The organism is Kibdelosporangium phytohabitans, assembly GCF_001302585.1.
GTDB classification, from domain to species: Bacteria; Actinomycetota; Actinomycetes; order Mycobacteriales; family Pseudonocardiaceae; genus Kibdelosporangium; species Kibdelosporangium phytohabitans.
The window spans coordinates 4,637,949-4,662,156 of record NZ_CP012752.1 but is presented as its reverse complement, the minus strand read 5'-3'; the positions used below and the strand labels follow the sequence as shown (position 1 = coordinate 4,662,156).

General features: G+C 68.1%; 25 protein-coding genes. 11 read left to right on the top strand and 14 right to left on the bottom strand.

The annotated features are described in order from the left end of the window. Positions 1–31: 31 nt before the first annotated feature. The 3 genes from AOZ06_RS21365 to AOZ06_RS21355 are packed head-to-tail and all read right to left on the bottom strand — an operon-like array spanning position 32 to position 2,791. Positions 32–943: a FecCD family ABC transporter permease gene (locus tag AOZ06_RS21365; protein WP_083472693.1), complete on the bottom strand. Its 912-nt coding sequence runs from the start codon at positions 941–943 to the stop codon at positions 32–34. Between the two features lie 55 nt (positions 944–998). Beyond that, a complete protein-coding gene (locus tag AOZ06_RS21360; protein ID WP_054291028.1) occupies positions 999–1,802 on the bottom strand; it encodes a siderophore-interacting protein in 804 nt (267 codons plus the stop codon). After that, the gene (locus AOZ06_RS21355; protein ID WP_054291027.1) at positions 1,799–2,791 is read right to left on the bottom strand and encodes an ABC transporter substrate-binding protein; all 993 of its coding nucleotides are present in this window, start codon (positions 2,789–2,791) and stop codon (positions 1,799–1,801) included. The genes AOZ06_RS21360 and AOZ06_RS21355 overlap by 4 nt, the downstream gene beginning before the upstream one ends. Positions 2,792–2,890: 99 nt before the next feature. Here AOZ06_RS21355 and AOZ06_RS21350 point away from each other — a divergent pair, with 99 nt between their 5' ends. Continuing rightward, on the top strand, positions 2,891–3,673 hold the full coding sequence (locus tag AOZ06_RS21350; protein ID WP_054296801.1) for a helix-turn-helix transcriptional regulator: 783 nt from the start codon (positions 2,891–2,893) through the stop codon (positions 3,671–3,673). Here the strand turns inward: AOZ06_RS21350 and AOZ06_RS60090 are convergent. Together AOZ06_RS60090 and AOZ06_RS21345 are read right to left on the bottom strand one after the other, a co-directional pair. Then, a complete protein-coding gene (locus AOZ06_RS60090) occupies positions 3,662–3,817 on the bottom strand; it encodes a hypothetical protein (RefSeq protein WP_225954764.1) in 156 nt (51 codons plus the stop codon). The genes AOZ06_RS21350 and AOZ06_RS60090 overlap by 12 nt on opposite strands. 113 nt (positions 3,818–3,930) lie before the next feature. Continuing rightward, positions 3,931–4,680, bottom strand: coding sequence for a uroporphyrinogen decarboxylase/cobalamine-independent methonine synthase family protein (locus AOZ06_RS21345; RefSeq protein WP_054291026.1), 750 nt, complete (start codon positions 4,678–4,680; stop codon positions 3,931–3,933). 190 nt (positions 4,681–4,870) lie between these two features. Here AOZ06_RS21345 and AOZ06_RS21340 point away from each other — a divergent pair, with 190 nt between their 5' ends. Then, positions 4,871–5,428 (top strand): EF-hand domain-containing protein, encoded by a 558-nt coding sequence (locus AOZ06_RS21340; RefSeq protein WP_054291025.1) that lies wholly within the window; start codon positions 4,871–4,873, stop codon positions 5,426–5,428. Here AOZ06_RS21340 and AOZ06_RS21335 read toward each other — a convergent pair. Beyond that, positions 5,371–6,414, bottom strand: a complete 1,044-nt coding sequence (locus tag AOZ06_RS21335) for a TolB family protein (protein WP_236952328.1) — start codon at positions 6,412–6,414, stop codon at positions 5,371–5,373. The genes AOZ06_RS21340 and AOZ06_RS21335 overlap by 58 nt on opposite strands. Positions 6,415–6,499: 85 nt before the next feature. Here AOZ06_RS21335 and AOZ06_RS58960 point away from each other — a divergent pair, with 85 nt between their 5' ends. After that, positions 6,500–6,868 (top strand): hypothetical protein, encoded by a 369-nt coding sequence (locus tag AOZ06_RS58960; protein WP_063810080.1) that lies wholly within the window; start codon positions 6,500–6,502, stop codon positions 6,866–6,868. 379 nt (positions 6,869–7,247) lie between these two features. After that, complete coding sequence (locus AOZ06_RS58955; protein ID WP_257721489.1) at positions 7,248–7,889, top strand: RNA-guided endonuclease InsQ/TnpB family protein; 642 nt, start codon at positions 7,248–7,250, stop codon at positions 7,887–7,889. A 5-nt stretch (positions 7,890–7,894) separates the two neighbouring features. Here the strand turns inward: AOZ06_RS58955 and AOZ06_RS21325 are convergent, their stop codons facing one another. After that, the gene (locus AOZ06_RS21325) at positions 7,895–9,124 is read right to left on the bottom strand and encodes an MFS transporter (RefSeq protein ID WP_054291023.1); all 1,230 of its coding nucleotides are present in this window, start codon (positions 9,122–9,124) and stop codon (positions 7,895–7,897) included. A 15-nt stretch (positions 9,125–9,139) separates the two neighbouring features. Continuing rightward, on the bottom strand, positions 9,140–10,708 hold the full coding sequence (locus tag AOZ06_RS21320) for a discoidin domain-containing protein (RefSeq protein ID WP_236952327.1): 1,569 nt from the start codon (positions 10,706–10,708) through the stop codon (positions 9,140–9,142). 298 nt (positions 10,709–11,006) lie between these two features. Between AOZ06_RS21320 and dacB the strand changes: the two genes are divergently transcribed. Both dacB and AOZ06_RS21310 read left to right on the top strand, forming a co-directional pair. Then, positions 11,007–12,560 (top strand): D-alanyl-D-alanine carboxypeptidase/D-alanyl-D-alanine endopeptidase, encoded by a 1,554-nt coding sequence (dacB, locus tag AOZ06_RS21315; RefSeq protein ID WP_054291022.1) that lies wholly within the window; start codon positions 11,007–11,009, stop codon positions 12,558–12,560. A 202-nt stretch (positions 12,561–12,762) separates the two neighbouring features. Further along, positions 12,763–13,467, top strand: coding sequence for a helix-turn-helix transcriptional regulator (locus AOZ06_RS21310; RefSeq protein WP_054291021.1), 705 nt, complete (start codon positions 12,763–12,765; stop codon positions 13,465–13,467). On the opposite strand, the gene AOZ06_RS21305 is transcribed toward AOZ06_RS21310, so the two are convergent. The 3 genes from AOZ06_RS21305 to AOZ06_RS21295 are packed head-to-tail and all read right to left on the bottom strand — an operon-like array spanning position 13,439 to position 15,642. After that, a complete protein-coding gene (locus AOZ06_RS21305) occupies positions 13,439–14,365 on the bottom strand; it encodes a transketolase family protein (protein WP_083471827.1) in 927 nt (308 codons plus the stop codon). The two genes, AOZ06_RS21310 and AOZ06_RS21305, sit on opposite strands and share 29 nt — an antisense overlap. Further along, entirely contained in the window at positions 14,362–15,030 is a 669-nt protein-coding gene (locus tag AOZ06_RS21300; protein ID WP_054291020.1) for a thiamine pyrophosphate-dependent enzyme, read from the bottom strand. The genes AOZ06_RS21305 and AOZ06_RS21300 overlap by 4 nt, the downstream gene beginning before the upstream one ends. A gap of 33 nt (positions 15,031–15,063) precedes the next feature. Next, complete coding sequence (locus AOZ06_RS21295; protein WP_054291019.1) at positions 15,064–15,642, bottom strand: dihydrofolate reductase family protein; 579 nt, start codon at positions 15,640–15,642, stop codon at positions 15,064–15,066. A gap of 99 nt (positions 15,643–15,741) precedes the next feature. Between AOZ06_RS21295 and AOZ06_RS21290 the strand changes: the two genes are divergently transcribed. The 4 genes from AOZ06_RS21290 (at position 15,742) to AOZ06_RS62145 (ending at position 19,025) form a co-directional block, all read left to right on the top strand. Beyond that, positions 15,742–16,680 (top strand): RNA polymerase subunit sigma-70, encoded by a 939-nt coding sequence (locus AOZ06_RS21290; protein ID WP_054291018.1) that lies wholly within the window; start codon positions 15,742–15,744, stop codon positions 16,678–16,680. A 179-nt stretch (positions 16,681–16,859) separates the two neighbouring features. Continuing rightward, on the top strand, positions 16,860–17,222 hold the full coding sequence (locus AOZ06_RS21285) for a DUF1304 domain-containing protein (RefSeq protein ID WP_054291017.1): 363 nt from the start codon (positions 16,860–16,862) through the stop codon (positions 17,220–17,222). A 35-nt stretch (positions 17,223–17,257) separates the two neighbouring features. Next, entirely contained in the window at positions 17,258–17,707 is a 450-nt protein-coding gene (locus AOZ06_RS21280) for a GNAT family N-acetyltransferase (protein WP_054291016.1), read from the top strand. 895 nt (positions 17,708–18,602) lie between these two features. Further along, a complete protein-coding gene (locus tag AOZ06_RS62145; RefSeq protein ID WP_417999958.1) occupies positions 18,603–19,025 on the top strand; it encodes a hypothetical protein in 423 nt (140 codons plus the stop codon). On the opposite strand, the gene AOZ06_RS21270 is transcribed toward AOZ06_RS62145, so the two are convergent. Continuing rightward, positions 19,022–19,414: a cold-shock protein gene (locus AOZ06_RS21270; RefSeq protein ID WP_054291014.1), complete on the bottom strand. Its 393-nt coding sequence runs from the start codon at positions 19,412–19,414 to the stop codon at positions 19,022–19,024. The genes AOZ06_RS62145 and AOZ06_RS21270 overlap by 4 nt on opposite strands. Before the next feature lie 49 nt (positions 19,415–19,463). After that, a complete protein-coding gene (gene recD2, locus AOZ06_RS21265; RefSeq protein ID WP_054291013.1) occupies positions 19,464–21,677 on the bottom strand; it encodes an SF1B family DNA helicase RecD2 in 2,214 nt (737 codons plus the stop codon). A gap of 93 nt (positions 21,678–21,770) precedes the next feature. Here recD2 and AOZ06_RS21260 point away from each other — a divergent pair, with 93 nt between their 5' ends. Further along, a complete protein-coding gene (locus AOZ06_RS21260) occupies positions 21,771–23,231 on the top strand; it encodes a peptide MFS transporter (RefSeq protein WP_054291012.1) in 1,461 nt (486 codons plus the stop codon). On the opposite strand, the gene AOZ06_RS21255 is transcribed toward AOZ06_RS21260, so the two are convergent. Next, positions 23,169–24,200 carry a CobW family GTP-binding protein gene (locus tag AOZ06_RS21255; protein WP_054291011.1) on the bottom strand — a complete coding sequence of 344 codons (1,032 nt, stop codon included), beginning with the start codon at positions 24,198–24,200 and terminating at the stop codon, positions 23,169–23,171. The two genes, AOZ06_RS21260 and AOZ06_RS21255, sit on opposite strands and share 63 nt — an antisense overlap. Positions 24,201–24,208: the final 8 nt, after the last annotated feature.

The window sequence follows — 24,208 nt, the reverse complement described above, 5'->3', positions numbered from 1 at the left end:
CGGACCGAGACGGGTCCACTCCGGAGCACGATCACAGCGGCGCCGTCCTGCGGTCGCGGACCACCCAGATCAGCACGGGCCCGCCGATGACCGCGAGCACGATCGACACCGGGACCTCACCGGTGGTCAGCAGCACGCGAGAGGCGATGTCCGCGACCAGGACCAGCACCGGGCCGAGCACGATCGTGAACACCACCAGCCACGGCACCGAGTTCCCGGCGAGCGGGCGGACCAGGTGCGGCACGATCAGCCCGACGAACACCATCGGCCCGGCCACCGCGGTCGCCGCGCCTGCCAGCAGCGTCACCAGCACGAGCACGGCGAAACGGGTCCGTGTCACGTTCACGCCCAGCGACTGCGCGACGTCCTCGCCGAGCAGCAGCGCCTCCAGTTGCCGTGCCACCATCAGCGCACCGGCCAACGCGATCCCGATGACCGCGATCGGCACCGTCAACGGGATCTGCTCACGGCCGGCGAGCGATCCCACCGCCCAGAACCGGAACCGGTCGAACGCGTCCGGCACGATCAGCCGCAACCCGAGCGACAGGCCGGAGAGCACCATGCTCAGCGCGACCCCGGCGAGCAGCAGCCGCAGCGGGGACGACCGGCCGACCGAGTAGACCACCACGGCGGCGATGCCTGCGCCGGCGACCGCGAGGACCAGCTGGCCGTACTGCGTCCCGGTCAGCCCGAGCACGGTGCCGAGGGTGATGGCGAATCCCGCGCCCGCGGTCACGCCGAGGATGCCGGGATCGGCGAGGTCGTTGCGGGTCGCGGTTTGCAGGAGCGCGCCCGCGGCGGCGAGAGCGGCGCCGACCGCGAGCGCGAGGACCATGCGCGGGAACCGGATGTCCCGCACGATCGTGTCGGCGTCGCTCACCCCGGGCGACACCAGCGCCCGCCACACCTGGGCGGGGGCGAGCGCCTGGGCGCCGACCCCCATGCTCACCAAAGCGACGGCGCCCAGGACGACCACACAACCGGCGAGGACCGCCGTCCTACTCGCGTTCAAGCCCGGCAACTCCGCGTTTCCAGTAACCGGTGATCGACGCCATGTCCTTCGGCCAGGTGCGCAGCGGCTTGATGTCCGACGCCTCACCCGCCGCGAACAGGAACGCGCCGGCCGGGACGTCCAATTCGGACACTGTCGGGGCCAGCGCCGACGCGCCGGACCGGACGAGCCGGATGATCTCCACGCCGTCGCGCTGGGGCAGCGGGTAGTCGTGCTCGACCGGGTCGTCCACTTCGATCACCAGGTGGACCGTGGGACCTGCCGGTGCTTCCTCGAGCCACCTCGCGGCGGCCGGGAGCCCGGTGGCGTCCACGGCCAGGACGTAGTGGTCGTGCGTGTACGGGAAGACCTTGCCACCAGGTGGTCCCGCGACGGTGACCGATTCGCCGACCCGCGCGGTCCGTGCCCACTCGGCGGCGATTCCGCCGTCGTGCAGCGCGATGTCGAGCACGAGCGTCTCACCGCTGTACCGGCGGACGGTGTAGTCGCGGGTCAGCGGCATGGGGTGTGGCCAGTCGAGCATCTGGCCCGCGTTGCGGACCGGGCGGCGCCACGTGCCGTCGTCGTCCGGGAAGACGATCTTGACGTGGTCGTCGGCCTGGTACGAGTGGAACCCGGCCAGGTCGGGGCCGTTGAGCTCCAGCCGCACCATGAACGGCGTGAGGTCCGTGCGGGCGGCGATCGGAACTGTGCACACGCCGATCGGGTAGGGAACGCGCACGGCGCCGCGGCCGGTGCGCTGGTGCGCGGCGACCCGGTCGGCGAAGTCGGGGTGGATCGTCCTGGTCATTTCTTCAGCAGCGGCGCGAGCGCCTGGTCGAGCGAGTCCAGTGTGAACATCGCGGACGGGTAGGTGGATGCCTGGGTGTAGCGGACCGCGAACGTCTTGCCCGCCTTGACCGCGGGCAGATCCTTCCACAGCGGCGAGTCCAGCACGTACTTCACGGACGCGCCGACCTGGCCGCTCGGCTCGAGCGTGTACGTGAGCGCGTCGGCCTGGCCGAAGCTCGCCGGCAGCTGCTCGATCGACGGCGTCTCGGACACGCTCTGCGAGCCAGGGCCCCTCTTCTTGACCTCGCCGTAGTACTCGAGGCCGACGTCACCCGCGACGTTGGTGCCCCACGACCCGGTGAACTCCCGCTGGAAGGTGCCAGCCGACACGTCGCCGTAGCCACCGACGTGCCCGAACTTCAGGCCTTTCACCACACCGGCGTATTTGGCTTTCAGCTCGCCCGCCTTCTTGTCGTACGCGGCCTTGGCCGCGTCGAAGTTGCCTGCCCGGCCCGCGGCGTCGGCCTGCTGCCGCGACAGCTCGCGCCACTGGTACGGCACGTTCGGGCCGATCGCGACGACCGGCGCGACGGATGTGAGCCGGTTGATGTCGATGTCGGCGAGCACCGGCTTGGGCACGCCGATCACGATCAGGTCCGGCTTGGCGGCGGCGATCGCCTCGTAGTTGGTCTCCGCGGCGACCTCACCGGCCACCTTGGGCACCTTGTCGTACGTGGCGCGGTGCTGCGGGGTCATCATGTCGAGACCGCGTTTCCACGTGGAGATGCCGACGAGCGCGGCGTCGCTCTCGATGAGCACGGGCACCGCGTATCCGGTCGCGATCACGCGTTTGGGGTCCGCCGGGATGGTGATGTCGCCGTTGTCGGCTTTGAACACACGGGTGGCGCCGCCTGTGCCGGCGCCGGTGGCACCGGACTCGGCGGCGCATCCGGACGCCATGACGAGCGCGACGGCCAGTGCGGCGATGAGGGGACGGCTGACCGTCATTGAAACCTGTTCCTCCAGGTCATAGGGGGTCTGCAGGGGCGGACGACGACTTAGGTTAGCCTTACTAAGCACTGTTGGATGTCGCTGAGAGGTCACCTGATGCAGTCGGGAGGTCACATCGGATCGGACCCTGTCGTGTGCGAGGAGTACGGCTACGGCCTCGGCACGCACGACGGCATCCTGGTCCTGGTCTACCGCTGCGACGGCCGTGTCGACTTCGGCGAGAGCAGGGAGGACTTCCTGCACCAGCTGTACTGGACACCGGACGGCGTGCTGGCCACGGTCGGCGGGTTCGTCACCGGGCGTGAGGGCTTCTGGGCGCGCCGGGCCGTGACGCACGAGGTGACCGCGGCGGGCGCGCAGACCGTGTACCGGGTGTGCCTGCGCGAGATGCCGCCCGCGTTGCGCGACGTCCGCACGGGCGGGGTGTCGGTCTCCCCGGAGGCGATCCGGCTGCTGGAATCGCTCGGCCGCGACGGCGTGCCGCTCGGCGAGGCGCTGGTCGCGCGTGAGCGGATCATGGCCGGGCTGGCGGTGTCGACGTCCGGTTTCGTCGGTCACCACGCGGCGGGATCGGGATTCGCGATGACGATCGCGCGCACGCTCACCCGCGACCCCGCCGACCGCACCCAGCTGGACGAATGGGCCGGCCGCCTGCACACGAGCGTGAAAACGGTGCAGCGCGACTTCGAACGCGAGTTCGGGATGTCCTACAGCCGCTGGCGCACGGTCACCCGGCTGCGTGCCGCGAAAGCGCTGCTGCAGCTGCACCCGGTCGGTCAGGTGGCCCACCAGGTCGGGTACGACAGCCCGTCGGCCTTCGTCGCCGCGTTCGCCAAGGAGTTCGGCTACACGCCGGGCCGGATCAGGTCACCACACTGAGGTGTGCCGGACCAGGTCACGGACCCGGTCGTCCCGTCTGGCCCGCTCGACTCCCCTGCGCACGGCCTCACTCGCGGCGACGAGCTGGTGGACGAGGGCGGGGTTGTTGCGCCGCAACGCCTTGCCCAGCAAGGACGACCTCACCGACCTTCTGCCGGGCGAACGCCAGCCGCTCGGCCACGTCCGGATCCAGCGACGTCCCGGCCGGGACGTCCTAGGGCACGTGCGCCAGCGAACACGACGTGGAGAAGGCGAGTTCACCGACAGATCCCAGCAGCCGCGCACACGGAGACGACAGCGCTGAGGTCCGTGCGCCAGATGGAGCGGCCGTCGACCACACCGGCGACCAGGGTCTTGTCACGCAGCCCGAGAACGGACGGGATCTGGTCCGCGGCGCCGGGCCCGGCCACCAGGTCGACGGCGATCCCGTCGACCGCGGTCCCGGCCAGCAGCGGCAGCGCCGGGCCGAACTCGCCGAAATACCCTGCCACCAACAGCTTCGGCCGCTTCGACAGCCTCGACAACCGGTCGTGGGCCCGGCGCAGCGCGGACAGCTCCTCGCCGGTGCGGTCCACGCAGAACGCGGGCTCGTCCAGTTGCACCCAGTTCGCACCCGCGTCCGCGAACCGGCCGAGCGGTTCGGCGTAGCAGTCCAGCAACGGGTCCAGCGGGGCGGCGCCCTTGCCCAGCAACAGGAACGTCACCGGGCCGAGCGGCACCGGCCGGGTTTGCACACCGGGTGACTCGGCTTCGAGGTATTCGGCGACCGGTGTGTCGTCCGCCAGCTCGAACCGGGTCGCGGGCCCGGCTTCCGGTACGCGGTAGTGGCTGTCGGTGTCGAACCACGTGGCCTGCTCCAGCGGACCGACGGCGCCGTGGCCGTGGGACATGGCGAGGTAGGTGTCCAGGCTGCCGAGGCCGAGGTCGCGATACCGGCCCGGCACGGCGCCGAACAGCTGGGCGGTGTCGAGCACCTGGTCGCCGTAGGTGAAAGTGTTGGACGGCACCGAGTCGAGTCCACCGGCGGCCAGTTCGTCAGGCGATCACGGATCCGATCACACACCGGCACACTCTGTGACATCGGCCCGCTGTCCGTCCACAGTAACCGGGCCACATCAGATGATCACGCTGCCGGTTGTGCAACGGATCCGCCGCGGGGGTTGTCGCCGCCGTGCGGCCAGGGCACCATCCTCAGGCGTGGCTTTCTCCGAGTTCCTCGACCGCAAGCTGGCGCGTCGATTCCACACCTTCGACTACGACGGTGACGGCGACATCGACCGGTCCGACTTCATGCGGTCCGCGACCGCGGTGGCCGACGAGTTCCGGCACCCGGCCGGGTCACCGGCCCGCGCCGGGCTGGTCGAGCGCAGCCTCGGCCTGTGGGAACACCTGGCCGTCGCCGCGGGCGTGAGCAGCGACGACTCGATCACCGTGGACGAGTACAAGGAGGCCTTCGCCGAAGGCCTCCTTGTCACCGAGGAGTCGTTCGAGCAGGGTTACCGCCCGTTCCTCGAAGCGCTGATGTCCGTGTGCGACATCGACAACGACGGGCAGCTGTCGGTCGAGGAGTACGTCCGGTGGACCGGTGCGCTGATGAACCTGTCCGAGACCGACGCACGTGACATCCACCGCAGGCTGGACACCGACAACGACGGGTACGTCACGACCGAGGACCTGCTGCACGCGATTCACGAGTTCTACTTTGACGAAGATCCGGACGGGGTGGGCAGCTGGTTGCTGGGACCGCTCGGATAGCCGAACGACGGCGAGGAACCGTGGCGCACCAGCAGCCGCGGCGCGCCTGAGCCGTCCGCGGGCACTGCCCAGATCTCCGCCCCTGGCAGGGTGTAGGCGATCGTCCGGTCGTCCAGCCACACCACCTGATCGTCCACACTGCGCGTTTCCGCCAGCGGTGTCTCGACCATGGTTCGCAGGTCGAGCACGTGTTCACGCCACGGCCGCGCGCCGTCCTGCGCGACGCGCTTCTTGAACGCGATCCGGGTGCCGTCCGGTGACAGCGACGGGCATTCCACGTTCTCCCTGAGCGTTTCCGCCTGCCACTCGCCCTGATCGGCCTTCACCAGGTGGGTCTGACCGCCGGTGGCCACCGTCGCGTAGAACGTGCGGTCGTCCGCCGTGACGGTGACGCCCCAGAAGTTGACGTCGTCGGCCCGGTACTGGCGCCCGCCGACGCGCAGCTTCATGTCCTCGATGTTGGTGTCGACCTCGTCGGCGGTCATGATCCCGGTGCGGGTGGAGAAGGTCCCGGTCCGGGCGTACGAGTCACCGGTCACGAACGTGGTCCACGACGCCACCGTCCCGTCCGCGGAAAGCTTGGCGCGATTGGGAATCCCGGCGATGTCGACCGTCTTGCGACTGGCAAGGCCCGCGTCGGTGAACCCGATCGTCGCACTGGGCAGCGGCCCGGGTGCGTCGGCCAGGCACAGGCCGCGGCCCACGCTGGTGTAGAAGCGGTCGCACCGCAGCGCGCTGATCCGCCGGGGCCCCTGCGGATCGGCCAGCGCCACGGAGGCGACCTTGCCGAAGTCCGGGCCGGGCGCCTCGTTGCGGAAGACGAGCCTGCCGGGGTCGGTCAGCGTGACCGGCCCCGGCTCGACCGCGATCGACACATCGGCGGGCATGTCGCGTGGATCGTTCGCCTTCGCCTGCTTGATGTAGACGAAGGCGACCGCGGCCAGCAGCACGGCAACGACCGCCGTGATCGACAGCTTGGTTTTCACCATAGTTCCAATCGGTGGAAGCCTGGTCCTTACCAGACGGAGCCGACCTGGCATTTCCTCCTCGCTGGGCCGGAGTGCGGTACTGGTGAAGGTCTTCGTGGGGATGGGCAAGAGCGCGGCGGACAGCTTCGCGGCCTACGAGAAGTACAGAAGGACCAACCGCAGGGGTATTGGCGGATTCAGGAGAGCTCCCTGTCGCGATGTGGATATGCTGGCCGGTGTGAAGCAGGTTGTGCGAGTGCGAGTTCTGCCGACGCGAGAGCAGGAGTCGGCGTTGCTCGCCACTCTGAACGCCTGCGACGCGGCAGCGTCTTCGTTGTCCAAACAGATGCATGCGGCCAGTGTGTTCAGGAAATTTGATGTGCGGAAGCGGTTCTACGCCGAGTCGCGCGAGCGGTTCGGGTTGGCGGCACAGCCGACGGGTCGGGTGGTCGGTAAGACAGTGGACGCGTAAACGACGGTGCGCGCCAGCCTGAGGGCAGGGAACTACGGACCGTTGGGGTCGACCCGCCGCGAGGAGGTCGAGGCGACTCCGGTTTCGTTCCGGCCAGAAGCAGGGCAGCCGTTCGACGCTCGATGCTTGTCCTGGCGAGTGGGCGATGCCGGTCGTGCAGGAACGGCATCGGTCTGGACTGTTGCTGGTCGGCTCCGAAACCTGCGGATCATGGGCAGTCCCGGGCAGCTTGCCCTGGTGCGATCCCTCCCGATCGGGGAAACTGATCTGGTCCGCCGCGACGTGATGTTGATGCCGCATGCCGTAGTCGACATCCCCGAAGCTCCCCCGCGGGAACCCGTCAACGGATTCTCGGGCATCGACATGGGGATAGTCAAACATCGCGACCACATCCGACGGTCACCGGATGTCCGGAGCACGGTCGAACCGGTACCGCAAACGACAGCAGCGCATCCGGAAACGGCTGCAAGCCAAGAAGACCGCCTCCGCGCGACGGCTGCTCAAGAAGCGCCGCCGCAAAGAGCAGCGGGTCACCACCGACGTCAACCACCAGATCAGCGAGCGCATCGTGGCCGAGGCTGAACGCACCGGGCGCGGCATCGCCATCGAGAACCTCGGTGGCATCCGCGAGCGGGTACGGCTTCGCAAGCCCCAACGGGCCACGATGCACTCGTGGGCATTCGCCCGGCTTGGCCAGTACCTCGCCTGCAATGCTCGACGGGCTGGAACGGCTTTCGTACGGGTCGATCCCGCCTACACGTCGCAGGAATGTCACTCGTGCGGGTGGATTGACAGGGGAAACCGGCGCTCGCAAGCGTCGTTCATCTGTGGTCGGTGCGGTTTCGTTGGACACGCCGACCACAACGCGGCACGCAACATCCCAGATCGCGGTGTCACGTGCTGGGGCGAAGTCATGCGTCCACACGCACTGCCCAGCCTGGCAGCCAGCCAGGGCGGCAGCAGCCGGCCTGTCGGCACCCCGCAAAGCGGGGCTCGGGCGGCAAACCTGGGCCTTCAGTGACGGGATCATGACTGTTGCACCCTCCGCACCCACGCGAACGCGACGACGAGTCCGAACGCCACAGTCGAGATGATCACGGCGGCCTGCATGCTCCACACCGTCCACAACATGCCGAAGAGGATCGCCGCGATCATCTTCGCCACGGCCTGTCCGGTCTGCAGCAGCGCCATACCGCTCGTGCGCAGCTTCTCCGGCAGCAGCGGAGCCGCCGCGGCCATCAGCACTCCGTCGGTGAGGGCGTAGAAAGTACCGTGTGCCAGCAGAGTCAGGCACAACAGGACCACGCCGCCGGCGGCACCGACGAGTGCGATGTACGCGACGAACAACGCGACATGGCCGAGCAGGAACATCTTCCACCTGCCGATCTTGTCCGCCACTCGCCCGGCAGGCACCGCGAGCGTCAGGTAGACCGCCGCCGTGCCGAGCGGGAGCACCGCGAAGTAGGCCGGTTCGATGTCCAGCCTGCTCTGCAACATCAGGTAGACGAACGAGTCGCCGACCGTGACGAGCCCGAGCACGACGGCCCACAGGCACACCCGCCGGAAACCGGCGTCCCGCAGCAGGCCGAACGCGGCCTTGAGCGAGACGCTGTCCTTGGGCTGCTTGGTTTGCCCACTGTGGTCGCTGACGAACAGCACCAGCAACAGCACGCCGAGCACGGCGAAGCAGAAGCTGACGACGAAGACGACGTCGTAGCCGCCCGCGACCGTCCACAGCAGAACAAACGCGACCAGCGGACCGAGCAGGGCGCCGACCGTGTCCATCGCCCGGTGCACACCGAACGCGCGGCCGACCGTGTCCGGGGCGCTGCTCAACGAGATCAGCGCGTCCCGTGGCGCCGTGCGCAGGCCCTTGCCCGTCCGGTCCGCGGCGAGCACGGCGCCGAGGGTGGACGCCGATCCGCCCGCACCCATCAGGCCGAGCTTGGCCAACGCGGAGACGCCGTAACCGATTCCGGCCACGAGCTTGCGGCGCTGCCACCGGTCGGCCATGTTGCCGCCGATGACCCGCACGAACGCGGTCACCCCGGAGTAGAGGCCGTCAAGGATGCCGAACTGGAGTGGTGAGAAACCCAGGCCGAGCACCAGGTACAGCGGCAGGATCGCGGTGACCATCTCCGAAGAGATGTCGGTGACCAGGCTGACCGCGCCGAGCGCGATCACGTTGGCCGAGACGATCCTGCCGCTGGAACCGGCCTGCCGGGTCCCCGTTTCCCTGGCAGAGGCGATGTACACGCCTTGTCCCTTCGCTCAGCGGCAGGTGTACGGACCGGCCTTGTCGAGGATCTTGCCGTCCGTGCCGATGATCTCCCAGGAGTAGGACTTCCCGTTGATCACGAACTTCATCACGCCGTGCTTGGCGAAGGACTTCTCCACGCCTTCACGCTCGTTGATCTGCGTGTAGAGGCTGTCGCCGCCGATCCCGACGATGGCCTGGCGCACGCCGTTGGCCTCGTCGACCCTGCCGCTGCTGTTCAACGGCTTGATCCGCTCGTAGTGGTGGTCGTGGCCGTTGAAGACGATGTCGGCGCGGGCCTTGACGAACTCGTTCCACAAGGGAGCGACGGTCTTGTCGTCGCCGTACTTGCCGGAGTTCCACCTCGGGTGGTGCCAGTAGCCGACCACGCAGGCCTTCTGGTTGCCGGCCAGGTCGTTCTTGAGCCAGTTGACCTGCTCGGTCGTGGAGCTCGATCCGTTGGCCACCGGGTCGGAGTCCAGCGCGACGAAGTGGAAGTCACCGACGTCGTAGCTGTAGTACGGCTTGCCCTGCGGCGTCGCGATGCTGCCGAAGTACGACTTGTAGCCCTTGAGGCTGTCGTCCCACTCGTGGTTGCCGGGCGTCGGCTTCGTGATGCTCTTGAACTTGCCCCACGTCTTGTCGTAGTAGGCCTTGTACTCGGCCAGGGTTCCCTTGTCGTACTGGTTGTCGCCGACGGTCAGGACATAACTGGGCTTGATGCCCTCGACGAGTTTCGCGGTCTTGCTGTGCTCCGACGGGAGTTCCGGTTTGGCGATGTCTCCGGAGATCACCAGTACGGTGCCGGTCGAACTGCCCGGCTGGGTCGTGCCCTGCACCGGCGCGCTCGCCGCGGACAGGTTGCCCGCCTCGTCGCGTGCCCGGACCGTGTAGGTGAAGCTGGTGCCGGACGCGAGGTTGGTGTCGGTGAAGGTCGTGGTCGCCGACGTGCCGACCACGTTGCCGTTGCGCAGGATCTCGTAACCGGTTACGGCCACGTTGTCCCTGGCAGGGTCCCACGCGAGGCTGACCGAGTCCGCTGTGGACCCGGTCGCCCTGAGGTTGCCCGGCGTGGACGGCGGCTCGACGTCGCCACCGCCGGTCTTCGTGCCGTACACCTCGAGTTCGAACAGGGAATACCCGTATGCCGTCGCGCGCTTCGTGCCGTACACACGGACATAACGGCCACTCGCGCTGAGGCCGGTGATCTCGTCGGCACCACCGTCGGCGCCCTTGACCGACTTCGCGTCCTTCCACGTGGAGCCGTCGGCGGACGTTTGGATCTTGTACTCGCTCGCGTAAGCGGCTTCCCACGACAGGTTCACCTTGGTGACGGTGGCGGTTGCACCAAGGTCGACGGCGATCCACTGCGGATCGGAGCCTTCTTCGCTCGCCCACCGGGTGGCGGCGTCACCGTCCACAGCGTAGTTACCTGCGAAACTGGCGTTCTCAACCGATGAAGTGGTGGTCGGTTTGTTGTGCGACAACAGGTTCTCCGCCGCGTTGGCGGCGACGACCGGTTGTAGCAGCAGGACGAGCGCCGCACCGAGTGCGATCGCTCGCGGCAGGACAGGTCGGTTCACAAAGCACTCCTCGACTGGCAGGTGTCGACGAGGACCGGCGCTGGCGGCGGCGGTGAGAGTGTGGTGGCCGGGACGTCAGTGAGTTTGTAAAGGAACTTTCCTAACAGTGGCGAGGTTAACCACGAACGGTGACGCCCGTCAACCCGCCGACCGGAACATCACCCCTCCGACCTGGCGTCCTAGTCGGATGTCAAGAACTCGCGGCCACCACGACGTGGATTTGCGGTCAACGTTCACCAACTTCACGGAACGGTAGGCTTTCACCGACCGGTCCCCTCCTGCGCCCCAGGGAGTCGCGATGACCAGAAACAGCGTGATCGCCGGCTGTGGCCTCGCCATGGCCGCGGTGTTGCTCGCCGGGTTACCGGCATCGGGTTCGGCGCACGCGGACACCAAGCTCACGACCGACCTGAACGCGTTGGTCAACGACCCCGCTCTGCGGGGCGCGGGAGTCGGCTTGGTGGTCAGCAAGGCCGACACGGGCGAAGTGCTCTACAGCCGGGAGGCGGGCGCACGCCGCCAGCCCGCGTCGAACATGAAGCTCCTGACCTCGGCGACGGCCATGGAAATCCTCGGGCCGGACCACCGGTTCACCACGTCCGTGCTGACGCACGGCACGATACGAAGGTCAACGCTGCACGGCGACCTGTACCTGCGCGGCACAGGCGACCCGACCACGCTCGCGAGCACCTACGACGCCCTGGCGGCCAAGGTCGCGGCGACCGGGCTGAGGACCGTGCGGGGCAAACTGGTCGCCGACGACACCTGGTTCGACGCGGTCCCGTACGGCACCGGCTGGGCATGGGACGACGAGCCGTACTACTACAACGCCGAGACGTCGGCCCTCACGATCGCACCGGACACCGACTACGACGCCGGGAGCATCATCGTGCGCGTGATGCCCGGCTCGCCGGGCAAATGGGCCAACGTGTGGACGGACCCGCCGACTGACTACGTGACCATCGAGAACGCCACGATCACCGGCGCGCCGGGAACCGCGAACACCATCGCGGCCGAACGCGAGCACGGTACGAACGTGATCAGGGTCAGCGGGATGATCCCGAGCGGCTCGCCCCACAGCGCGAAGTTCAGCACGGTCAGGAAACCGGCCGGCCTGGCCGCGGCCGTGTTCCGTGACGCGCTGCGGCGGCACGGAGTCGAGGTCACCGGCGCGACGAAGACCGGCGTGGCAACGCCACCCGACGCGAAGGTCGTCACCGAGAACAAGTCGATGCCGTTGTCGCAGCTGCTCGTGCCGTTCATGAAACTGAGCAACAACATGCACGCCGAGGTACTGGTGAAGAGCATCGGACGGGCGGTGTCCGGCGCCGGGACGTGGAACGCCGGTCTGGCCGCCGTCAACCAGCGATTGACCGGTCTCGGCATCCCCGCGGGCACGACCAGCCTGGCCGACGGCTCCGGGCTGTCCCGGATGAACCAGATCTCGGCGGATCAGGTGGCGGCGTTGTTGCGCGCGGCGCGCTCGAAGCCGTGGTTCACGACCTGGTTCGACTCGCTGCCAATCGCCGGGGTGGCCGACCGCATGGTCGGCGGGACCCTGCGCAGCCGGATGCAGGGCACGGCCGCGGCGGGCAACGTGCGGGCCAAGACCGGCAGCCTGTCCGGCGTCAGCGCGTTGTCCGGGTACGTGACGTCCGCCGACGGTCAGCCGCTGGTCTTCGCCATGATCAGCAACAATTCCCGCACCTCCGTGCGCCGGTTCGAAGACGCTGTCGCCGTACGGCTCGCCGAGTACCGGGCCGGCGAGACCGGCCGCCCGGCGGCACCCCGCCTGGCCGGCGAGACCGGCCCGGCCGACCGGGTGGAGTGCAGCTGGCTCAAGGCCTGCTGACGGCAACACACCGATCACACATCACCGGGTGGGCGGGGGCACGGACCCACCCACCCGGTTTGCCGCGCGCAGCTGAAACCGAACTGTTGCCACGGTGAAAACGCCATTGGCCACTATCAGCGCGAAGAGCCACGAGGAACGGTTGTCAACCCACGATGGGATGATTCAGTCCTGACTGTTCCTCCCTGTCTCTGGGGAGCGCATGACTGGGGAACGGCAGAACGACTTCGACGTGCACGTATCCGTGACCGGCGAGACGACACCGGGAGCGCGGTTCGCCATACAGGTGAATCCGCGCGACCGGACGATGGAATTGCGGGTGAGCCGGGCGGCCGTCACCGAGGCCATCGGCAAACGGGTCAGCCCCGCGCCGGCACCCGTCATCGGCCAGGCCTGGCTGACCACCGCGCTCGCACTCGGCGACGGCGCCGCGACCAGCTTGTTCCAGCGATCACCGCTGGCCGCCGCGCACTTCGAGCAGCTGGTGATCCACGGGCTGCTCGACAGCGATCCGGACACACTGGCCGATCAGGCGGACGTGTTGCCCGGCCCGGTCCGGCAGGCGGTCGCCTACTGCGCCGACCACGCGAGCGAACCATTGACCATCACCGACATCGCGACCGCGGCCCGGACGAGCGTCCGGTCACTGCAACGGCTGTTCCGCACGAGCCTCGGCATGAGCCCGCTCGAATACCTGCAACGCGTGCGGCTCAAACGAACACACCACGACCTGCTCGCGATCGCCGCCGGACGTGCCACGGGCACTGTCGCCGACGTCGCGAGCCGTTGGGGATTCACACACCTCAGCCGCTTCGCGGGACTGTACCGCAGGACCTACGGGCACTCGCCCGTCCAGACCCTGCGCGCGAACTCGCTCGTCAGCGAGCCGCACCCAGGAACGCGTTGACCGCACGGGCGATCCCCGCCGGGTCGAGCCCGTGCAACCGATCGTGATCGGGCGCGGTGCCGTACACGCGCTTCTCCTCGGCCCGGTCGACGCCCAGCGCCAACTGCCGGTGCGGCACGTCGGCCAGCGCGACCGCGACCTCATGCGCTGACGTGCCGCGCAGGTACGGCTCGACCAGGACGACGTCCGGCGCGGCCGACTGGACCGCGGCGCGCAGGCCTGCGTGGTCGAACGGCCGGATCGTGCTCGCGTACAGCACTGTGACGTCCACATCGGACATCGCGGCCAGCACCTGGTCGAGGATCGGGCCCACGGCCAGCACCACTGCCCTGGCCCCGGTCCGCACCACGGTGAACCCCTCCGACGGGCCGAACGGGGTCGAATTGGTCCGTGTGGACAGTCGCAGGTAGACGCGGTCGTCCCCGGCGAGCGCCTCGGCCAGCAGCGGTTCCACCTCCGCCGGATGCCCGGGGACGTGCACGGTCCAGCCGGGGAGCGAGTCGATCAGGGTGACGTCGGCGGGTGACTGGTGCGTCCTGCCCCAGACCGGGTCGTCGTACGAGCCACCGATGCTGACCAGCACCGCGCCGACGTCCTGGTGCCCGAAGTCGAGCTTGATCTGCTCGTACGGCCGTTCGACCAGGAACGGCGCGTAGCTGTGCACCACGGGCCGCAGGCCGCTCAGCGCGAGCCCGCCCGCCACTCCGATCATGGCCTGTTCGCGGATGCCCACGTTCACCACGCGGTCCGGGAACCGCTCGCGGACCTCACCGAAGGCAGCCGAGGAGATGTCGGCGGTCACCACCGCGAGCCTGGAGTCCTGCACGAGCGCCTTGGTGAGCGCCTGCGCGAACACGACGCGCATCGCGGCGTCCTGTCCCGTGTCCCCCTGCTTCATTCCCCGCTCCCCACTACCGCGACGACGACCGTCGGCCGCCCGTCCGGTTCGACGGTCAGTGCTTCGTACAGGGCTTCGTGGTCGTGCCCGTCGACGGTGAACGCACGCCAGCCTTCGACGGCGAACCGCTCGGCGATCCCACCGGGCCACCCGTGGCTCGACGAGCTGTTGTCGACCACGACCGTGGTCAGCCGGTCGAGGTTGTGCCGCCCGGCCACCGCGATCGCCTCGTGGTTGCTGCCCTCGTCCAGTTCCCCGTCACCCGTCAGGACGACCACCCGCGCGGTCCTGCCTTGCGCGCGAAGGCCGAACGCCGTGCCGACACCGAGCGCGAGGCCGTGCCCGAGCGAGCCGCTGCCGATCTCGACACCGGGAACCAAGGTCCGGTCGGGGTGCTGGCCGAGCGGCGAACCGGCCTCGGTCCACCGGTCGAGCACGTCGTCGGCGATGAACCCCTTCGCGGCGAGCACGGCGTAGTACGCCATCGGACCGTGTCCCTTGGACAGCAGGAACCGGTCGCGGTCCGGGTCGTCCGGCCGCTCGGGCGACACGTCGAGCACCCGGTCGTAGAGCACCCACAGAACGTCCAGAGTGGACGCGGCGGCCCATTCGTGCTTCTCGTCCCCTGTCATCCGCCGGAACAGCCCGGCGAGCCTCGATTCCATGTACCGACCGTGCACCTTAAAGTGAACTTGAGGTCAAGTCCCGGTTCGGGTGTTCCTCCGGTAGCCGAGGAGAACGAGGTCCTCGTCGAGGGGTTTGGCGTGGACGAGGCGCATGGGTTTCCTCTCGCCGGTCTCACCGAACAAGCGCTCGCCTGCCCCGAGCACGACCGGGTGCACCGTCAACCACAGCTCGTCGACGAGGTCGTGCTCCAGCAGCGCCCGCAGGAGCTGCGCGCTGCCGTGGACGAGGATGTCCCCGGGCAGCTCACGCCTCAACTTCGAAACCTCCCCGACGGGATCGCCGTCAAGCACGGTCGAGTTGTCCCAGGCGGGATCGCGGAGCGTCGAGGACACGACGTACTTCGGCAGACTGTTCAACCGGTCAGCCAAATCCCCGCCGCGTGACGGCCACCGCGCGGCGAAGAACTCATAGCTGCGCCGCCCCAGCAGCAGAGCCTCCGCGGCCAATGCCTGGTCAAGCAGGACCACGGCAGCCTCCGGGCGGTCGCTCACCCGGCCGGCCCAGCCGCCACGCGGGAAACCCTCGTCGCCGGCCGGGTCCTGCACGACTCCGTCAAGCGAGACGTTCTCGCTGACAATGATCCTCCCCATAAGGGTGCTCCTTGTGCCGAAATTCCGGTTACCGCGAATACAGACACCGCGGCACTGCGAGACTGGGCGCACGGAAGTGGAGAAGGTGACACGACGATCATGGTCGGGAACAGTGACGCGTTCAGGGAGCTGACCGAGCCGTACCACCGGGAGCTGCTGGTGCACTGCTACCGGATGCTCGGATCGCTGCAGGACGCCGAGGACGTGCTGCAGGAAACCCTGCTGGCCGCGTGGCGTGGCCTGCCTGGATTCCGGGAACGCGCCTCGCTGCGCACCTGGCTCTACCGGATCGCCACCAACCAGTGCCTCAACGCCCGCAGGTCAGCCGGCCGTCGCGCGGCGAAGGAGTGGGACGTGCCCGGCGTCGAGCCGCTTGAGCCGACGCGCCTCGGCGAGGTCGTCTGGCTCCAGCCGCTCCCCGACGCCATGATCGACAGCCCGGAGACGCGCTACGAGCGGACCGAAACGATCAGCCTCGCGTTCATCACGGCACTGCAACTCCTGCCACCACGCCAAGTCGCCGTCCTGATCCTGCGTGACGTCCTCGGCTTCCACGCCGGCGAGGTCGCCTCGATGCTGGACACCACGACCGGCTCGGTCACCAGTGCCCTCAAGCGAGCCCGTGCGAATCTGCGCCACCATCAGCCATCTCCCGCACGGGGCTCTGCGGCGGAAGACGCGCTCGTGGCGAAGTTCGTCCGGGCGTGGGAGTCGGCGGACGTCGACGCCTTGGTGGACCTGTTGACCGACGACGTCTTCGCCGCCATGCCGCCGATGCCGTACGAATACGAAGGCCGGGATCTCGTCGCCCGGTTCTGCGCACGGATCTTCCGCGCGGGCCGCCGGTTCGACCTCGTACGCACACGCGCCAACGGTCAGCCGGCGTTCGGCGCGTACCTGCGCTCCCCCAACGGCATCAGCCACGGCGTCGGCCTCTACGTGCTCACGCTGCGCGGCAGCGGAATCAGCGGCATGACCCGTTTCGAACACAGCGTGCTGCCGTCTTTCGGGCTCCCCGGATCTATTCCGGCACCGTAACGGTGTTCACTTCGGACCGTTGGCCGTTCGTTGTTTATTTCGTCACAGATAAGACTACTGTGGACGTAGTCCTAGTTGCCGTGTGCAGGATTTCGCCGGGCAGGCGTTCGGTGACAGCGGGTAGGATTCGCGCGAATCGGAGGTTGTCTCCGCTGGTTCGGCTTCCGGGAGGGCGTCCGATGCAGGTGGCCGCGAACATCGTGATCGGGATCGTCGCCGCGATCCACGCCTACATCCTGGTGCTGGAGATGTTCCTCTGGACGACGCCGCGGGGCCGCGAGGCGTTCGGACTGACCGAGGCGTTCGCCAAGCAGACCGCCGTACTCGGCGCCAACCAGGGGCTGTACAACGGTTTCCTGGCCGCCGGCCTGGTCTGGGCACTGATCGCGGGCGGCACGACCGGCTTCCACTTCGCGGTCTTCTTCCTGATCTGCGTGATGATCGCGGGCCTGTACGGCGCCGCGACCGCGAGCAAGCGCATCCTGTTCGTCCAGACGGTCCCGGCCACCATCGGCCTGGTGCTGGTACTGCTCGCGAACTGAGGAAAACTGTCGGTGGGCGTGGATACAGTGCGTCCATGAGCCCACGCCTGGAACTGGTGACGCCCGCGAACGTGCGCGCCGCCTGCGATCTGACAGTGCTGCCGGAACAAGAAGCCGTGGTGGCGCCCGTAGTCGTCTCACTGGCCGAGGCGTACGCCAGTCGCGACACAGCATGGCCACGGCTGGTGTACGACGAAGATCAGCTGGTCGGCTTCATCATGGCCGCGTTCGATCCCGGCAACCAGATCGCCGCCTTCCGCCATGGGATCTGGCGGCTGAACATCGCCGCAGGCCACCAGGGCAAGGGATACGGCCGATTCGCCGTGGACGCCGTCATCGCCGAAGCACAATGCCGCGGCGCCGACCGGATCTCCGTGCTGTGGGTCCCGCACGAGCACGGGCCCGCGGAATTCTACTTACGCATGGGCTTCCAGCCGACCGGCGAGTCGATCGGCGGTCAGATCGTCGCCGAACGACGACTCTAGCCGTCCCCTCAACTGTGCACGCGGTACAGATCAACCGACGCACAGGCAAAGCGGCGACGAACACCGGTCCCGGCCGTAGTCAGCGGTTCGATCAGTGCACCGCGACCGATGACTGCGCCAGCCGGAGAATCCACCCAGGTCAGACCAGAAGAACGCGAGCCGGTTCCTGGACCGCGGCCCGGCGCGGCTACCGTTCCAGGCCAAGAAGACCAAGGCTGGCAACGGCGCTGAATCGCAGTCCACGTTCGACTGGCATGCCTTGGATCCCAGCACCGGCCGTGTCTACACCAGACCAGCCTTATCCGCTCGACGCCGCGGAGTTCCGCCGATTTCTCGACGGCGCCGCACCCAGACGTGTTCCACGGGCAATGGGAGGACACTCGCCGCCCCAAGCGGCCTGGACGGCGAAACGCCCCACGAGAGGCTGCTCCAGACAACCAATACAACCTGCGGTTAGAAGCACAGCTACCGGGCTGGTCGCGCTTCTGCAATCACCACCGAGCCCTCCGCGCCGTCAGAGCGGCAAGCCACCATCACCTCTCCCTGGACGGCACGGCTGGGGACCGCCCTCGAAGGCGATGTGACGGGACTGGTTCGATCTTGGATTTCTGTGCGCAGGCATGAGCCGACCGACGAACAGTGACAGGCGATCCAGGCATGGTTACCGGCGTCCAGGGCGAAAGGACGGCCTCGGGTGGATGACCGGCGGGTGAGCAACGGAGTGTTGTTCACGGCCAAGACCGGAGTGGCGTGTCGAGCTACCGGAGCGCTATGGGCCGTGGAAGACCGTCGCCAACCGGTTCTGGCGCTGGTCCCGCACGGCACCTGCCCCTGCTGGTGTCCACAGCGCAGGTGATCGACGAGGCGACCGACGAGTTGGACCGGGAGGATGTTGGTGGATTCCAGCATCATGCGTGGGCATCAGCATTCCGCCGGCGCCCGCCGCGTCACCGGTCACACCCAGGGGGCGAGCGGATCATGCGCCGGGCAGACCGCGCCAGATGATCATGCCATCGGCCGGTCCCTCGGCGGGGTCACCACCAAGATCCACCTGGCCCGCGACGGGCACGACAGACCGCTGTCGGTGCTGTTGACCGGCGGCCAGGCCGGGGACACCACTGCCACACCGCAGCCAGGCACGCGGCCGACCACCCGTGTTCGACCAAAGATCTACAAGCGCCGCAACGTGATCGAACGGTGCTTCGACCGGCTCAAGCAGTACCGGACCATCGCCACCCGCTACAACCCACCGCCCTGTGCTACCAAGCCACTATCGACCGGGCCACACCCCTCATCTGGCTTTGAGGACAGACGCTAGCTCTCCAGCCAGCCGTGGGCGTGCGCGAGTTTGGCGATGCGCTGGCGTACCTGGACGATCTGGGCCGCGGTCAGCGTCGGGGCCGCCTCGAGCAATGCCTCTGTCAGCTCCTGCATCAGCTCGCGTGGTGAAAGCACATCGCACATCACCTCGTCGTCCTGGCTGGCGTTCGCCCTGCTCTGACCGCGGTCGACGACCTTGACCGCGGAGGCCTTCAGTCCCCGGTCACCCTCGACGACGTCGAACTCCACCGCCGTTCCCGGTGTGAACAGGAACTTCTCGTCACGCAGGTCGTTCGCGTGCATGAACACGTCGTCGCCGCCGTCGTCCGGGGCGATGAACCCGTAACCGCGAACATCGTCGAACCGCAACACTTTGCCAGAGATCACAACGCACCTCACCAACCAAACAAGCAGACTCTGTGTGCAGAGTACAACATCACGAGCGAAGCCGGTGGTCAAGGGCCGTGTAACGGCGGCCGGTGCTCGCGGTGCGCACGGCCTGGCCGATCGCCTTCGCCGAACCGACCAGCACCACGAGTTTCTTCGCCCTGGTCACGGCCGTGTACAGCAGGTTGCGCTGCAACATCATCCACGCGCTTGTGGTGATCGGGACGACCACGCACGGGTATTCGCTGCCTTGCGAGCGATGAATAGTCACAGCGTACGCGTGGGTCAGCTCGTCCAGTTCGCTGAACTCGTAGCCGACTTCCTCGTCCTCGTCGGTGCGCACGGTCAGTGTCTGTTCCTCGGTGTCGAGGCCGGTCACCACGCCCATGGTGCCGTTGAAGACCCCGTTGGCGCCCTTGTCGTAGTTGTTGCGGATCTGCGTGACCTTGTCGCCGACGCGGAACACGCGACCGCCGAACCTGCGTTCCGGAAGGTTCGGTTTGGCCGGTGTCAGCGCCTCCTGCAGCAGCGAGTTCAGCGCGCCCGCGCCCGCCGGGCCGCGGTGGGTCGGGACGAGCACCTGGATGTCGCGGCGCGGGTCGATCCCGAACTTGCGCGGGATCCGGTTGGCCACGATGTCCACTGTGAGCAGTCCGGTCTGTTCGACGTCGTCGACGGAGAACAGGAAGAAGTCATCGAGGCCCTTGGTGTGCGGGTGCTCTCCCGCGTTGATCCGGTGCGCGTTGGTGACCACACCGGACTGCTGGGCCTGCCGGAAGATGTGCGTCAGCCGGACGTGCGGGACGGGCGTGTCCTGGGCGAGCAGGTCGCGCAGCACCTCACCGGCACCGACCGACGGCAACTGGTCGACGTCGCCGACCAGCAGCAGGTGCGTTCCCGGCGCGAGTGCCTTGACCAGCTTGTTGGCCAGCAACAGGTCCACCATGGACGCCTCGTCCACGACCACGAGGTCGGCGTCCAGCGGCCGGTCGCTGTCGTAGGCCGCGTCGCCGCCGGGTTTGAGCTCGAGCAGCCTGTGCACTGTGCTGGCCTCGTGCCCGGTCAGCTCGCTCAACCGCTTGGCGGCCCGGCCCGTCGGCGCGGCGAGGACGACCTTGGCCTGCTTGGCCGTCGCGAGCTCCACAATGGATCGCACGGTGAAGCTCTTGCCACACCCGGGACCACCGGTCATCACGGCGACCTTGCTCGTCAGCGCCAACCGGACGGCCTGTTCCTGCTCGGGCGCGAGCTGCGCCCCGGTGCGTTTGCGCAGCCAGGCGAGCGCGCGGTCCCAGTCGACGCCGGCGAACGCGGGCATCCGGTCCGCACCGGATTCCAGCAGCCTGGCCAGCCGACCTGCCAGTGAGATCTCGGCGCGGTGGAACGGCACGAGGTAGATCGCCACGTCGTCCACCTCGCTGTCCTCACCGGGCACGAGCTCCCGCACCACGCCTTCCTCGTCGACCAGTTCGGCCAGGCAGTCGATCACCGCGCCGGTGTCCACCTGCAGGATCTTGACCGCGTCCGCGATCAGCCGCTGCTCGGGCAGGTAGCAGTGCCCGTCGCCGGTCGACTCCGAAAGGGTGAACTGCAGGCCCGCTTTGATCCGCTGTGGACTGTCGTGCGGGATGCCGACCGCCTTGGCGATCGTGTCGGCGGTGCGGAACCCGATCCCCCACACGTCCGAGGCCAGCCGGTACGGCTCGGTGCGCACCACGTCGATGGACTTGTCGTCGTACTGCTTGTAGATCCGCACCGCGAGCGAGGTCGAGACGCCGACGCCCTGCAGGAAGACCATCACCTCCTTGATGGCCTTCTGCTCCTCCCACGCCGCCGCGATCAGCTTCGTGCGCTTCGGCCCGAGCTTGGGCACCTCGATCAGCCGCTGCGGCTGCTGCTCGATCACGTCGAGCGCGTCGACGCCGAAGTGCTCGACGATCCGGTCGGCCAGCACCGGCCCGATCCCTTTGATCAGGCCGGACCCGAGATAGCGGCGGATGCCCTGCACGGTCGCGGGCAGCACGGTGGTGTAGTCGTCGACGTGGAACTGCTTGCCGTACTGCGGGTGCGAGCCCCACCGGCCGCGCATCCGGATGGATTCACCCGGCTGGGCGCCGAGCAGCGCACCGACCACAGTGACCAGGTCCCCGCCGCGCCCGGTGTCGACGCGGGCGACGGTGTACCCGGTGTCCTCGTTGGCATAGGTGATCCGTTCGAGGACGGCTTCCAGTACCGCGCCACGGAACGGCTCACTCGTGCCCACCCGGAAGTGTTATCACAACCACTGCCGCCCACCGGGATCACCTACGGATGGGGGTTGAGCCGAAGTGGTCTGATCGGCGTAAGGTGACGAAACGTGACAACGGCGTTTTCGAAAGCACCTCAGCGCGGCTTCTTCGGTCATCCCCGCGCGCTGGCGAACCTGTTCGGCACCGAGTTGTGGGAACGGTTCTCCTTCTACGGAATGCAGGCGATCCTTGCGTTCTACCTGTACTACAGCGTCACTGACGGCGGTCTCGGCCTGCCGAAGGCCACCGCGGCAGGCATCGTCGGTGCGTACGGCGGCCTCGCCTACCTCGCGTCGGTCGGCGGCGCCTGGGTCGCGGACCGGCTGCTCGGCGCGGAACGCACGGTCTTCTTCGGCGCACTGTCCATCATGCTCGGGCACATCGTGCTCGCGGTCATCCCCGGCCTCACCGGGGTCGGCATCGGCCTGCTGCTGGTGATCCTGGGCACCGGCGGCCTGAAGTCGAACGTGACGTCGCTGGTCGGCACGCTCTACGCGGCGGACGACACCCGCCGCGACGCCGGGTTCTCCCTGTACTACATGGGTATCAACATCGGTGCGACGCTCGGCCCGATCCTCACCGGCTACCTGCGCGACGAGTGGGGCTTCCACATCGGCTTCGGCGCGGCGGCGGTCGGGATGGCGCTCGGCCTGGTCCAGTACTGGTTCGGCCGCCGCAACCTCGGCGAGCAGGCGAAGGTCGTGCCCAACCCGGTGACCGGCCGGGCGAGGACCCTGTCGTTCGCGGTCATCGCCGCCGGTGTCGTGGTGGTCGCGCTGCTGGTCGTCTTCGGTGTGATCCGCCCGGACAATCTGGCCAAAATCGTGACGTGGACGGTTGTCGCCGCCGCGGTGGCCTATTTCGCCGTCATTCTCTCCAGCAAGAAGATCACGGCGGTCGAGCGCAGCAGGGTGTACGCGTTCATCCCGCTGTTCGTCATCAGCTTCGGATTCTGGTCGCTGTTCCAGCAGCAGTTCACCGTGCTGCCGATCTTCGCCGACACCCGGGTGGATCTGGACGGTCTCGGATTCCACATGACGCCGGAGGCGTTCAACTCGATCGAACCGGCAGCCGTGATCGTGCTCGCCCCGCTGTTCGCGTTCCTCTGGACGAAACTGGGCAGGCGCCAGCCGGGCACCCCGGTGAAGTTCTCGCTCGGCGTGATCGGGATGGGAATCGCGTTCCTGCTGATGGTCGCGGTCGTCCAGGCCGGTTCTGGCAAAGTGGTGAACCCGCTTTTCCTGGCATTGGTGCTGATCGTGTTCGCGATCGCGGAAATGTGCCTGTCGCCGGTCGGGCTCTCGGTCAGCACGAAACTCGCGCCGAAGGCGTTCCAGGCGCAGATGGTGGCCTTGTTCTTCCTGTCGATGGCGGCCGGGTCCTCGGCGGCCGGGGAGCTGGCCTCGTACTACTCGGCCGACAACGAACCCGCGTACTTCGGGATCCTGGGCGGCGCGGCGATCGTGCTAGGCCTGATCCTCATCGGGCTGCGGCCCCTGCTGCGCAGGCTCATGCAGGGCGTCGACTGAGTCCAGGTACCGCGTCACCCACAGCATGTCGTCGACCTCGACCGGCCCGGTCTGCTGGCAGGCTTCCAGCCAGTCGGCCGTGGCCGGGTCGATGTCCTTGCCGATGAGCACGAGCTGGGTCTCCGGCCTGGTGCCGCGCGGCCACGGCGAGCGGTGGAAGCGCAGGTAGTTGCCGACGGTGTGGATCCCGAACCGGTCGGTGTGGCCGGGCACTGCGAAGTAGACGAAACCCTTGATCCGGTAGAGCCCGGCGGGCCGGTTGTCCATGAAGTCCATCAGCAGGACCGGGTGCATCGGCTCGGCCGACGTGAACGTGACCGTGTCGTACACCGCGTGCGCGTGGTCGGAGTGGTCGGTCAGGTCGTCGAACGTGAGCTGACGGGCGACCGGCAGTTCGGGCGCGCGGTCGAACAGCAGCTCCGGGTCGACGCGGCCGTGTGTCACCGGCACGATCGGCGCCTCGCCGTTGTGCGTTCGCACGAGACCGACCAGGTCGGTGATCGACTCGACCCGGTCGGTCTTGTTCAGCACGAGCAGGTCGGCGATCTTGAGCGCCTTGGCCAGCTCGGGGTGCTGGTCGTGCGTGCCGGCGAACTCGACCGCGTCGAGGACCGTGACCAGCCCGCCGTACCGGACGCGGGTGTCGGTGCTGGCCAGCAGCTTGCGGACCATGGACTGCGGGTCGGCCAGCCCGCTGGCCTCGATGACGATCACGTCCAGCTTGGCGCCCGCGAGCTTGCCGAGCATCTCGTCGATGTCGGACGTGTCGGCCACGCAGCACAGGCAGCCGTCGCCGAGCGAGATCATCGAGTCGACCTGGCCGGCGACCGCCATCGCGTCGACGTTGACCTGCCCGAAGTCGTTGACGATCACGCCGATCCTGGTCCCGCGCGCGGAGCTGAGCAGGTGGTTGAGCAGTGTCGTCTTGCCGGAGCCGAGAAAGCCGGTGAGGAGTACAACCGGGATCACAGCCCAAC